General features: G+C 67.3%; 17 protein-coding genes. 10 read left to right on the top strand and 7 right to left on the bottom strand.

Going from position 1 to position 11231, the window contains the following annotated elements; genetic code table 11:
• The first annotated feature begins 76 nt into the window (after window positions 1-76).
• Window positions 77-823, top strand: a complete 747-nt coding sequence (hisIE, locus tag ACWJI3_RS00875; RefSeq protein ID WP_480202522.1) for a bifunctional phosphoribosyl-AMP cyclohydrolase/phosphoribosyl-ATP diphosphatase HisIE — start codon at window positions 77-79, stop codon at window positions 821-823.
• On the opposite strand, the gene ACWJI3_RS00870 is transcribed toward hisIE, so the two are convergent.
• Together ACWJI3_RS00870 and ACWJI3_RS00865 are read right to left on the bottom strand one after the other, a co-directional pair.
• Window positions 814-1413: a peptidase gene (locus ACWJI3_RS00870; protein ID WP_480202521.1), complete on the bottom strand. Its 600-nt coding sequence runs from the start codon at window positions 1411-1413 to the stop codon at window positions 814-816. The genes hisIE and ACWJI3_RS00870 overlap by 10 nt on opposite strands.
• 352 nt (window positions 1414-1765) lie before the next feature.
• Window positions 1766-2293 (bottom strand): DUF2214 family protein, encoded by a 528-nt coding sequence (locus ACWJI3_RS00865; protein WP_094511067.1) that lies wholly within the window; start codon window positions 2291-2293, stop codon window positions 1766-1768.
• A 272-nt stretch (window positions 2294-2565) separates the two neighbouring features.
• On the opposite strand from ACWJI3_RS00865, the gene ACWJI3_RS00860 reads away from it, so the two are divergent.
• The 5 genes from ACWJI3_RS00860 to ACWJI3_RS00840 all read left to right on the top strand — a co-directional run bounded on the left by ACWJI3_RS00860 (window position 2566) and on the right by ACWJI3_RS00840 (window position 5127).
• Window positions 2566-3489, top strand: coding sequence for a sigma-70 family RNA polymerase sigma factor (locus tag ACWJI3_RS00860; protein ID WP_255099575.1), 924 nt, complete (start codon window positions 2566-2568; stop codon window positions 3487-3489).
• Window positions 3490-3583: 94 nt separating this feature from the next.
• Entirely contained in the window at window positions 3584-4009 is a 426-nt protein-coding gene (locus tag ACWJI3_RS00855) for a YkvA family protein (protein ID WP_480202520.1), read from the top strand.
• Window positions 4009-4314, top strand: coding sequence for a hypothetical protein (locus tag ACWJI3_RS00850; protein WP_094510920.1), 306 nt, complete (start codon window positions 4009-4011; stop codon window positions 4312-4314). Before ACWJI3_RS00855 ends, ACWJI3_RS00850 begins: the two co-directional genes overlap by 1 nt.
• A 73-nt stretch (window positions 4315-4387) precedes the next feature.
• Complete coding sequence (locus tag ACWJI3_RS00845; protein WP_315855829.1) at window positions 4388-4636, top strand: hypothetical protein; 249 nt, start codon at window positions 4388-4390, stop codon at window positions 4634-4636.
• Complete coding sequence (locus tag ACWJI3_RS00840; protein WP_255140037.1) at window positions 4636-5127, top strand: phosphate-starvation-inducible PsiE family protein; 492 nt, start codon at window positions 4636-4638, stop codon at window positions 5125-5127. Before ACWJI3_RS00845 ends, ACWJI3_RS00840 begins: the two co-directional genes overlap by 1 nt.
• Here the strand turns inward: ACWJI3_RS00840 and ACWJI3_RS00835 are convergent.
• Window positions 5069-5596 (bottom strand): Nif11 domain/cupin domain-containing protein, encoded by a 528-nt coding sequence (locus ACWJI3_RS00835; RefSeq protein WP_480202519.1) that lies wholly within the window; start codon window positions 5594-5596, stop codon window positions 5069-5071. The genes ACWJI3_RS00840 and ACWJI3_RS00835 overlap by 59 nt on opposite strands.
• Window positions 5597-5620: 24 nt before the next feature.
• Window positions 5621-6121: a GNAT family protein gene (locus ACWJI3_RS00830; RefSeq protein ID WP_259729588.1), complete on the bottom strand. Its 501-nt coding sequence runs from the start codon at window positions 6119-6121 to the stop codon at window positions 5621-5623.
• 390 nt (window positions 6122-6511) lie between these two features.
• Here ACWJI3_RS00830 and ACWJI3_RS00825 point away from each other — a divergent pair, with 390 nt between their 5' ends.
• Together ACWJI3_RS00825 and ACWJI3_RS00820 are read left to right on the top strand one after the other, a co-directional pair.
• Window positions 6512-6880, top strand: a complete 369-nt coding sequence (locus tag ACWJI3_RS00825; RefSeq protein WP_094510925.1) for an AbrB family transcriptional regulator — start codon at window positions 6512-6514, stop codon at window positions 6878-6880.
• Window positions 6881-6906: 26 nt separating this feature from the next.
• Window positions 6907-7320: a c-type cytochrome gene (locus tag ACWJI3_RS00820; RefSeq protein WP_255099580.1), complete on the top strand. Its 414-nt coding sequence runs from the start codon at window positions 6907-6909 to the stop codon at window positions 7318-7320.
• Between the two features lie 56 nt (window positions 7321-7376).
• Here the strand turns inward: ACWJI3_RS00820 and ACWJI3_RS00815 are convergent, their stop codons facing one another.
• Entirely contained in the window at window positions 7377-7649 is a 273-nt protein-coding gene (locus ACWJI3_RS00815) for a YciI family protein (protein WP_094510927.1), read from the bottom strand.
• A gap of 8 nt (window positions 7650-7657) precedes the next feature.
• On the bottom strand, window positions 7658-7843 hold the full coding sequence (locus tag ACWJI3_RS00810) for a DUF2256 domain-containing protein (RefSeq protein ID WP_094510928.1): 186 nt from the start codon (window positions 7841-7843) through the stop codon (window positions 7658-7660).
• A 39-nt stretch (window positions 7844-7882) separates the two neighbouring features.
• Here ACWJI3_RS00810 and ACWJI3_RS00805 point away from each other — a divergent pair, with 39 nt between their 5' ends.
• The gene (locus ACWJI3_RS00805) at window positions 7883-8113 is read left to right on the top strand and encodes a FeoA family protein (RefSeq protein ID WP_094510929.1); all 231 of its coding nucleotides are present in this window, start codon (window positions 7883-7885) and stop codon (window positions 8111-8113) included.
• 5 nt (window positions 8114-8118) lie between these two features.
• On the opposite strand, the gene feoB is transcribed toward ACWJI3_RS00805, so the two are convergent.
• Window positions 8119-9969, bottom strand: a complete 1851-nt coding sequence (gene feoB / locus ACWJI3_RS00800) for a ferrous iron transport protein B (protein ID WP_480202518.1) — start codon at window positions 9967-9969, stop codon at window positions 8119-8121.
• Between the two features lie 246 nt (window positions 9970-10215).
• On the opposite strand from feoB, the gene ACWJI3_RS00795 reads away from it, so the two are divergent.
• Window positions 10216-11217: an NAD(P)-dependent alcohol dehydrogenase gene (locus ACWJI3_RS00795; RefSeq protein ID WP_480202517.1), complete on the top strand. Its 1002-nt coding sequence runs from the start codon at window positions 10216-10218 to the stop codon at window positions 11215-11217.
• The last annotated feature ends 14 nt before the right edge of the window (window positions 11218-11231 follow it).

The following is an 11231-nucleotide window of genomic DNA, read 5'->3' as shown; positions in this document are numbered from 1 at the left end:
GGATCGCCGCCTCTCGGGGGGTGTCAGTCTTGGGGGATCCTTTCGCCCCGCCGCGAGGTCTAGCGCGGACACCACCATGGAGGAACGCCATGCTGCCGCTGCGCCGCCCACAGCGGCCGGTGGCGGGCCAGCCACTCAGATCGAAGCGCCCCTCGTGGAGCCGGCCTGGATCGATCAGCTGCGTTTCGATGCCGCCGGCCTGATTCCGGCCGTGGCCCAGGACTGGCTGGATGGGGCGGTGCTGATGGTGGCCTGGATGAACCGGGAAGCGATCACGCGCAGCCTGGCCAGCGGCGAGGTGCACTACTGGAGCCGTTCCCGCCAGGAGCTGTGGCACAAGGGAGCCACCAGCGGCCACTTCCAGACGCTGCGCGGCCTCCGCTACGACTGCGACGCCGACGTGCTGCTGCTGACGATCGAGCAGAAGGGCGGGGTGGCGTGCCACACCGGGGCGCGCAGCTGCTTCTTTGCCGACGGCGAGCCGCACGCGCAGGCGGCGGCGCCGGCTGTGGCGCTGCCGCCGCCGGCCGATGCCTGCACCGAGCTGGCACGGGTGATCGTGGCGCGGCGCGAGCAGCCGGAAGCGGGCAGCTACACCAACAAGCTGCTGGAGGGGGGCGATAACCGCATCCTCAAGAAGATCGGCGAGGAAAGCGCTGAATTCGTGATGGCCTGCAAGGACGACGATGCCGCCGGCATCGCCGGCGAGGCCGCCGACCTGATCTTTCACCTGCAGGTGGCGCTGGCCCATCACGGGGTCGAATGGCGCCGGGTGCTGGAGGTGCTGGCCAAACGCCGGGGGGCGCCCCGGCGTCACGGCTGAACGGGGACCGGCGCGGCAGCCGGTGCAGGCAGCGGCTGGCCGAAACGGCTGGGCTGGGCCTGCAGCCAGCGCAGGGTGGCCCGATCCCGGGCCGTGAGCGCCAGCACTGGCTGGCGGCCGGGCACCGCCGCCAGGGCATCGGCCGGATCGTCGCTGTGGCCCCAGAGGCCGAAGGCATGGCCCAGCTCGTGCAGGGCGGTGGCCTGAATGGCCAGCTGACGCTGCCCCGGGCTGATCAGCACCTCCACCCGCGGCTCCAGCCGCCAGCGACCGGCCCGCTGCACCTCCAGCACCTGCAGCGAGGCGCGCCCGTGGCTGGCACGCAGGCGCCCGCCCAGCTCCCGCAGCGGCGGCCGCTGACGCCGCACCAGCACCTGCGCCTGCGCCGGATCCGTTACCCGCACAATCACCAGCTCCTCCGCCCAGCTGGCCAGCGCCGCGTTCACCGCCTGCTGCCAGCGACTCTCCAGGGACGCCGCCGCAGCGGGGGCAATGGCTCCAGGGGCAGCGGCAGGCTCCACCCAGACGCACCAGCGCGGCAGGCGCGCCCAACCGGCGGGCGTGGGCGTCAGCCGGTGGCTGTAGCCCACTGGGGGCTGCGCGGAGAGGGAGGAAGCTGCTGGATCAGGTGGGGGCGGAACGGCCTGCAGGCCGGCGGCTGTGTCCGTACCGCCAGTGGCGGCTGGGCCAGTCCGCCATGGCCGTGCGGCTAGCGCCGGTGGGCAATCGGTGCTGGGATCCAGGGCAGCAGGCGCCGGGCCCCGGCCTGAAACCTCGCCCACTTGAACTGGAGGGAGATCCACCCGGGCTGCCCGCCACGACCCCGAATCCGGGAGGGGAAGAGCGGTGACCTGGCCGGCTGGCCAGACCAGGCAAGCAGCGAGCGCCTGGACCAGGAAGCGCCGCAGCCGGCAGGGCCGAAGCCGCACGGGACGCCCCAGCTCAGGCCGCCAGGCCCACGCCGCGGGCCATGAGGGTGGCCAGCAGTGGAATCAGCGCGAAGCCCACCAGCTCGATATTGAGGATCCAACGCAGACGGCCTGCCAGGGCCTCACTCACCTCGGGCAACTCCCCCTTGCGCAGCGGCAGGGCCCAGAGGATGTAGGTGATGGTGGGGTACAGGGAAAGGCCACCCACCGCGAGGTAAAGACCCACCTTCCACCAGAACACCGGGTTTTCGGTGTAGAAATCGGCCCCCTGGCCGTAATGCAGCACCCGCAGGATGCCGCTGAGCAGCAGGGTGAGCGCCGCAATGCCGTACACGATGTCGGTGATCACCAGGGTGGTGGCCACCTCCTTGCTGGGGTTCGCCCGGATCAGGCGCCGCTCCAGCACCAGCGCGCCGAAGCACAGCATCACGCTGATGTAGTGCAGATAGGCCACACCGGCACTGGGCAGCACGCCGGTGGGAAACACGAAGGCGGGCAGCGGGGCCAGGTGCGCAGAGAGGAGCGGTGCGAAGGCGAGCATCGCCAATGGGTTCAAATCTGCGGGGACGGTAGCGGCCTGACGCCGCCGATCGCCCGCAACGCCAGGGCAAGCGGACGCAACGACAACTCAATATGCAGCAGATCCGCCGCACCTTGCTGTGTTTCACCATCATTTAGGGGCAGATTCAGGCAGGGATAACGGAACGGAACAGCCCCATAATTACCACTGGAACCTGAGAAACTGGAAGTCTTTCTATAGCTCCTCTTTTATCTTCAAAAGCACCGTAGGGTCGAAACAGATATCAGGAACATATGGCTAGCTCACTCAGTGCCTTTCTTGGCGAGATCGGCAGACATCAACTGCTCAGCCCTGCGCAGGAACTCATGCTCGGCCGCAAGGTTCAGGCCATGGTGGAGATCGAAGAACGTTGCGGCGCAAGCCGACGCAACGGCGAACCCACCCCGCTCACGAGCATCGAAACACGCACGGTCCGCTATGGAATGCGCGCCAAGGAGCAGATGATCGTCGCCAACCTGCGCCTGGTGGTGAACCTGGCCAAGCGCTACCAGGGCAAGGGCCTTGACCTGCTCGACCTGATCCAGGAGGGCACGATCGGCCTGGCGCGGGCGGTGGAGAAGTACGACCCCACCCGCGGCCACCGCTTCAGCACTTATGCCTATTGGTGGATTCGTCAGGGCCTGAACCGGGCCCTCTCCACCCAGAGCCGCATGATCCGGATTCCGGTGAATGTCAACGAGAAACTCACACGGCTGCGGGCCGCCAAGGCGCAGCTGCTGCAGCTCAATGGCCTGACGCCCACATCGCGCGAGCTGGCCGCCTGCATGGACATTCCCGTTGCCGATGTGGAAGAGCTGCTGGGCTGCGAACTGCGCAGTGTCACCGTGAGCCTGCAGGGCATTGTGAAATCAAAGGCGGATCCCTCCGAGCTGGTGGATGTGCTGCCCAGCAATGAAGTGCCACCGATGGAGCGGGCCGAGCAGGAGGAGCGGGCCGCCATCGCCTGGAACCTGCTCGAAGTGGCCCAGCTGACAGAACGGGAGCGCACGGTGGTGATCCTGCGCTTCGGGCTGGACGCGCAGCACGAGTGGCGCACCCTTGCCGAAGTGGCACGCCAACTGGGCTGCAGCCGCGAATACTGCCGCCAGGTGGTGCAACGCGCCCTGCGCAAACTGCGCAAGGCCGGCACACAAGCAGGCTTGGCGGGCGTGGCCTAGGCCGTGATCACCGTCCTCTCCAGCAAGAAGTCCGCCCTGGAACTCTGGAAGCGTGGCCGCGATGATGAACAGATTCGGTGCTTGGGAGTGAGTGATGACGCCAGGAGAAGCCACCCCAGGCGACGCTCGTTTTGAATCTTCCGGCTTCAATGCCGATGGTTCCGGCGATGCCGACCGCACCGTGGATGCACAGGTGCTCGAAAGCAGCGTGGTGGATGAGGGGCTGCTGCAGCGGCTTCTGCGGCGCGCCGGCCGAGCGATCGCTCTGCCCGCACTGGAATGTCTGGAATTGCTGCTCGATGGCCAGACCCCGCCGCAGGTGCGCCTCACGATGCTGGCGGCACTCACCTACCTGCTGCTCCCCCTCGATCTCATCCCTGACTTCGTGCCAGTGGCCGGCTTCAGCGATGATCTGGTGGCGCTCACCGCCCTGCTGGGGCTCACCGGTAGCCACCTCACCCCGGATATCCGGTCACGGGCACGCCGCAAACTGGATCGCTGGTTCCCGCCCACCCGTTGATGGCCTCCTTCACCTCCCCGCAACTGGAGGATCTGCAGACCTTCCTGAAGGAATGGATGCGTCACCATGGCCGCACCCAGTCGGATCTGCGCCGGGCGTTGCGGGCCGGTTCCATCCGCATGCCCGTGCTGCTCGAAGAACTGCAGCGGCTGGAGCAGGAGGAGGGCTTGGCCCGGCTCGCCGCCCAGCTCTGCGCCATTGAGGAGCAGTGGCTGGGTGAGCAACTGGAGGGCCGTCCGGATGAGCAGCTCGATGGACAGCTGGATCTGTTGCTGCAGGAAATCCTGCAGGACGGCGAGAACTGATCCCCGCAGGCAGAGTGGGAGCATTCACCTCCCTCCGATGCTGCCCCCCCGTCGTCCACCAACCGGCCCAGCCATGGGCCGATCGCTGATGTTGCTCGTCAGCGGCTCCCTGATCAGCTTCGGCAGCCTTGGCGCTGTCCCGGCCTTCGCCCAGCGCGAGGGCTACCTGCTGGGTCCGGGCAGCAACGTGGGTCCCGCCACCCGCATCGTGCCCACCAACTGCGTCACGGCGGCCGATGGCTCGGTCACCTGTGACACCAAGATCGAGAACCCTCCTGGCGACACGCGCGCCAAACCCCAGTTCACCCCCTTCGGTAACTGATGCGCTGGAGCCGTGGCAAAGCGGGAGACGAGGCCTTCCTCCATCTCGTTGACCGATTCGAGCGCCAACTTGCCAAGGTGCTCTCGTTGATTCTCTGCATCGTGCTGCTGGCGGCCGCCGTCCAGTTCGTCGGTGCGGTGATCCAGCAATTCATTGATCCCAACACAGGCTGGCTGGGCGACGACCTGATCCGTCTGCTCGGCGATCTGCTCACGCTGCTGATCGCCCTCGAGGTGCTGCAGAACGTCACCGCCTACCTGCGCCATCACGTGGTGCAGATCGAGCTGGTGCTGATCACGGCGCTCACGGCCGTGGCGCGAAAGGTGATCGTGCTGCCACCGGGTTCGGAAGACAAGCCGATGCTGCTGGTGGGTCTCGGCCTGGCCGTGCTGTCGCTGTCGGGGGGTTACTGGCTGGTGCGCCGCGCGGAGATCACAACCCTGAACGCCAGTGCAACGCCAGCCAGAGCGTTCCCGGAGCAGGATCCGTAGCCTCCACCCGGTGCAGCCGTCCGGGGGCGATCCGCAGCGTGTCGCCAGCCACCAGCTCCCGGCTGGTGGGTTCATCGGCGAAGGCCAGGCGGGCGCCACCGCGCAGCACCAGCACCCACTCCTCCAGCGCCTGGCTCTGCCACTGCCCGGCAGGGGTGGACCAGGCGCAGGAATGGATCCGCTCCAGCCGTAGATCGGGGCTGTCGAGCAGCAGATCCAGCCGCTCTTCACCCATAGGCGGACAGGTGCTGGCCAGCAGATTGTCGGCACCCGGAACGGCAGGCGGCAGGTGTTCGCCCCAGCGGCGGCCGATCTCAAAGCCGTGGCGGCGGGCCAGTGCCACCACCTCGTGATGGCTGCTGCAATCGCGCAGGGCCTGCTCCACGTCGGGGTCGGCGTCGCTGAGGGCCACGAAGGCCACCAATTGGCTCACCTTGGCGCGGAACTGCTGCAGATCGCTTTCGGCCATGGACCCTGACGCTGAACCTGTCCATCATCCCGGCGGGGCGGAATCGAGGGTTTTGTGCATCAGCGAGCGCCGGAACGACACCCCTCCCAGTTCCAGATCCTCCATCGCCATCACCTGCCAGCCCTGGCGCTCAAACAGCGGACGGGAGATGAAGCTGGCCTCCGTGCGCAGGGAGGCCACCCCAGCGGTGCGGGCCAGGGCTTCGAGGGCCTGCAGCAGGGCGCCGGCCCGGCCCTGGCGGCAGGAACGGCCGCGGCAGTACAACAGCGAAACGCGATCCAGCGGCTCCAGCACGGCGAACGCCTCGATGGGCGGCACGGGATCGGTGCCGGAGGGTTCACCCTCACTCACCAAGCCGAATCCCCGCTCCAGAGTGAGCCTGAAGTCCGGGCGGTTGAGCGGCAGACCTGCCCAGGCCGCCACTTGTTGCGGGCTGTAAAGCGCAGGGGCCTGGGTGTGCACGGCATCGCGATACACCTCGATGACGGCGGTGTGATCGTCGGGAGTGAGACGACGGATCAGCACGGCTGCAGCCTGGCAAAAGCGCCGTGCCTTAAAGCGAGGGGGAACGAAGTGTACATTCGCTGCAGCCATGGGTTTCGTTATCTTCCCAGTTATTCACCCATGCCTGAGTGTTGACGAGGAGAAGAGGACGAAGCTGCCATGCTGAAGCTGTGGGTTGGTGCCGGATCCGCAGCCGGCCGATGGACACCTCAGCACAAAGTGGCGGGCCTCCATCGGCATCACATGGCCACTGTTGACGGACCGGGGCGTACTCCCGAGGCGTTTCGAGGCGCTGATCTTTAAGCACGATCTGGCCAGCGTGAAATCGCAGAGTGAGGCGATGGTGATCGCATGCGATCGATCCATCGTGTAAGTTGTAGAGCGCAAGGCACGTACAACGGAGAAGATCTCATGATCAAAGGAGCAGATTTGCTGGCCAAGGTCAAGGAGATGGGCGACGTCGGGAAATCCGAAATCGTTCGCGCCTGTGGCTATGTTTCCACCAAGAAGGATGGCTCCGACCGCCTCAACTTCACAGCCTTCTATGAGGCGCTGCTGGAGGCCAAGGGTGTGGATCTGGGTGCCACCAGCAAGATGGGCAAAGGTGGCCGCAAGCTCAGCTACATCGCCACTGTGCAAGGCAATGGGAACCTGCTGATCGGCAAGGCCTACACCGCGATGCTGGATCTCAAACCCGGCGACGAATTCGAGATCAAGCTGGGCCGCAAGCAGATCCGGCTGATCCCCGCCGGCAGCGAAGATGTCGAGGCCGACGACTGATCCACCCGTCCCTGGCGCCGCCACCCATGCCACTTCCCTGCGCCCACCCCTCTGACCCCGGCCCCGCCGCCCTCAGGCGGCTCCGGCTGGTGGCCTGGCTGGTGGTTTTCGCCGTGATCCTGCTGGCCTGGTGGCCCCGTCCGGCCTGGGGAGACACCCCCACCCTGCAGGCCAGCGGCGCCCAGCTGTTCGAGAACCACTGCGTGGGGTGTCACATCAACGGCGGCAACATCCTGCGGCGCGGCAAAACCCTGAAGCTGGCCGCGCTGCAGCGCCAGGGCATCGACGGCCCCGACGCCATCGCCAGGATCGCCGCCACCGGCCAGGGCCAGATGAGCGGCTACGCCAAGGTGCTCGGCGACGGCGGCGACCAGCTGGTGGCGGCCTGGGTGTGGGAGCAGGCCCTGCGCGACTGGAAACCGGCCCCTCCCGTGGGCTGAAGGAACAGCGCGCTCAGGCGGCGAACGCAACCCCTCCGCGCTTCACGGTCGCAACGTCATCCGATCGCCTGGATCCACGGGTACACCTGCACCTCGGTCCAGATGCCCTCGCGGGCATACACATCGGCGTGCACCAGCGCTTCCACCTGCTCCAGGGCGTCCGCCTCATAGAGGCCGAACACATGGGTGCTGCCTTCGGTGGGTCCGAGCGTGAGCAGCACACCCTCCGCATGTTGGCGGTGCAGGCCGTCAAGGTGTTCCTGCCGAAAGGGGGTGCGCCGCGTGAGGGCGTCCTCGCAGTAGGTGCCCCAGAGCACGAATTTCGCCATCGCCGTGGTCAGCGGGTTGCAGGCTCCACTGTGCCGCCCCGCCGCCGCCGGCAACGCTCGGAGCAATACCGCACCTCCTCCCACACGGCGCTCCAGCGGCGGCGCCATTGGAACGGCCTGCCGCACACCGGGCAGATCTTGGTGGGGCGGTCACCACGCCGCGACGGCCGGTTGGCAGGCTGTTGTGCTGCCATCCCACCTCCTACGTTGAACAACGCTTCCAGTCCACCACCATGACGCTGGCAACCGCGCCGATCGGTCAGGTCGTCGTGCTGGTCACGCTGCCCCAGCTCCCCTCCCTCCACGACCGCCTGCGGGCGATGGGATTGCGGCCGGGCTCCGAAGTGCAGGTGCTGCGCCGTGGCTTCCCCGGCGGTCTGCTGCATGTGCGTTGCGGGCAGGTGGAATTCATGCTGCGGCGCAGTGATGCTGCGGAGATGGCGATCCGACCGCTGGCTGCTTGATCCGCTCAGCCCAGACCAAGCAGCAGGCCGCCCTGATAGGTAAGCAGGGCCATCACCCAGGCCAGCGTGAACGACCAGGCCAGCGACACCAACACGAACACGCGGCTGCGCGATTCCTGCCACTGCACCGCCACCGTGGACAGGCACGGGGTGTAGAGCAGCGTGAACATCATGAAACTGACGGCCTGCAGCGGCGTGATCGCCTGCACCAACGCTCCGCCCAGGCCCGCCTGGCTGGTGGCATAGATCACCGCCATCGCCCCCAGCAGGATTTCCTTGGCCACGAAACCGAAGATCAGCGACACCGTGAGGGCGGGGTTCATGCCGATCGGCCCGAGCAGCGGCTGGAAGATGCGTCCGATCATTCCAGACAGTGACAGGCCGGAGAGCGGATCCACGCCCGGCGGCAGGTTGTTGAGCAGCCACACGGCGATCACGCCGATCACGATGAACTGGCGGGTGGTGAAGAAGAAATTCACCATCTGCTGCCAGGCGCGCTGCAGCATGGTGTCGAGGCTGGGGGTGCGGTAAGGGGGCAGCTCAAGCACGAACCCTTCGCGGCCGCGGTACACGTGCTTGAACAGCAGTGCCGTGAGCACCGCCGCCACAAAGCTCATCACGTAGAAGCCGAACACCACCAGCCCCGCCGCCCACCAGGGGCGCACAAAAAAGGCGCTAGCCATGAACACGAACACCGCCAGCCGCGCCTGGCAGAGCGAGAACGGGATCACCAGCATCGACAGCAGCCGCCGGGGGCGGTCGCGGATCACCCGGGTGCCCATGATCGCCGGCACATTACAGCCGAAGCCCATGATCTGCAGCACGAAGCTGCGGCCATCCATGCCGAGCCAGTGCATGAAGCCGTCCATCAGGAAGGCGGAGCGGGCGAGATAGCCCGAGTCTTCGATCAGGGAGATCATCAGATAGAAGAGGAAGATGATCGGCATGAAGCTCACCACCGTGGTGAGCCCGAGCCAGAGCCCATCGGTGGCCAGGTGCACGAGGAAGGGCGAGAGCCTCAGCGACTGCAGCAGCGGCAACAGCAGCCGGGTTTCCACTGCATCGGCGGCAGTGCCGAGCAGCTCCTGCAGTGGCGTGCCGATCGCGTAGATCGCCTGGAACATGGCCAGCATCACGACCAGGAACGCCAGCACCCCCACCGCCGGATGCAGCAGGAAGCGGTCGATGCGGTGGCTGAGCCGGTCGATCAGGCCATGCGGTGCCTGCACACAGGCTGCTGACAACGCCTGCAGGCGCGCGTCGAGTGCATCGGGCTCGAGCCGGGCCGGGGGCGGGAAGGTGGTCGCCTCCAGGCGATGAATCTGATAGAGGAGATCCGGCACCCCGCGACCGCTGCGGGCGCTGATCGGCACCACCGGCACCTGCAGGTCTTCACTGAGGCGGACCGCGTTCACCTTCACGCCGAAGCGCGCGGCTTCGTCGCTCATGTTGAGCGCCACGATGAACGGCAGGCCGGTGGCGCGCAGCTCCAGGGCGAGGCGCAGCTGGGTGGCGGCGCGGCTGGTGTTGATCACCAGCACGATCAGATCCGGCGGGGCTGTGGCCAGATAGCGGCGCACGATCGCCTCGTCTTCGCTGCTGCCTTTGAGGTCATGGATGCCGGGCAGATCCACCAGTTGGTAGTCGTTGCCGAAGGCATCGCTGGGCAGTTCACCGCGCAGCAGATCCACAGTGAGGCCCGGCCAGTTGGCCACATGGGCGCGGCCGCCGGTGAGCTTGTTGTAAAGGGTGGATTTGCCGGTGTTGGGCATGCCGATCAAGGCCACCTGGCGCACCCCGCCCGGCAGCGCCGCCGCCGAGCCGGACGTATGGCAACCCTGGGTGATCGCAGGCATCCCCTCACGTTAGGAGCAGAAAACAAGGCGCAGCCCTCAGCGCGCGGAGGTAGGCGCCAACCAGACCATCGCGCCTCAGCTGGCGATCCAAAAGCAACCCGGATGACCCACACGGCCCATCCACCAGCGATCCAGGCGGCCAGCGATCAGCACGCCAAGAGGCGAACCTGATGGCGATCCGGCCACGGCCGCTCCCAGTCCCGCGCAGATCGCCATGCTGGGGTCAACAACGCCAACGGACGCTCCATGCAGATCACCACCTGGCAGGCAGAAGCTGCCGGAGCCCCGCTGCAGCGCAGCAGCGCCGAGCTGTTGCCTCCAGGCCCCGGCGAAGCGCTGCTGGAGGTGCTGCACTGCGGCCTGTGCCACAGCGATCTGTCGATGCTCGACAACCACTGGGGGATCAGCAGCTATCCGCTGGTGGCCGGCCATGAGGCGGTGGGCCGGGTGGTGGCGGTGGGCGAAGGGGTGCCGGAAACGCTGATCGGCCAGCTGCGCGGCCTGGGCTGGATCGCCGGAAGCTGCAGCCACTGCGCCCTGTGCCTCGGGGGGGATCAGAACCTCTGCGCCGACCTGGAGGCGAGCGTGGTGGGCCGCAGCGGCGGCTTCGCCAGCCATGTGAAGGCCCAGCAGGACTGGCTGATCCCCATCCCCGACAGCCTCGATCCAGCCCTGGCGGGCCCCCTGTTCTGCGGCGGCATCACCGTGTTCGCGCCCCTGATCGACGAGGCCGTCTCCCCCACCGCCCATGTGGGCGTGATCGGCATCGGCGGTTTGGGCCACATGGCGCTGCAGTTCGCCCGCGCCTGGGGCTGCCAGGTGACCGCCATCACCACCAACCCCGCCAAGGCGGAGGAGGCGCGCGGCTTCGGGGCCCATGAGATCCAGCTGCTGGGCGATCTGGCCACCACGCCGAACCGCTACGACCTGATCATCAACACCACCAACCAACCGCTGGATTGGGACGCGGTGGTGAACGCCCTGGCACCGAAGGGCCGGCTGCACCAGCTCGGTGTGACGCTGGAGCCCATCCCCTTCAATGTGCTCCCGTTCATCGCCGGACGGCGCCAGTTCACCGGCAGCCCCACCTCCTCACCCGCCAGCCTGCTGAAGATGATGGAGTTCTGCGCGCGGCACGGCATCCAACCCCAGGTGGAAAGCCTGCCCATGCACGAGATCAACACCGCCATCGCCCGGCTGCGCAGCGGCGACGTGCGCTACCGCTTCGTGCTCGACGGACCGGCCTGAGCCGGACGCCAGCG

It is taken from the genome of Marcopretia estuarina LEGE 06307 (genome assembly GCF_056633115.1).
Note: the sequence above shows the minus strand (reverse complement) of the source record. Positions and strands in the feature narration are given on the sequence as shown.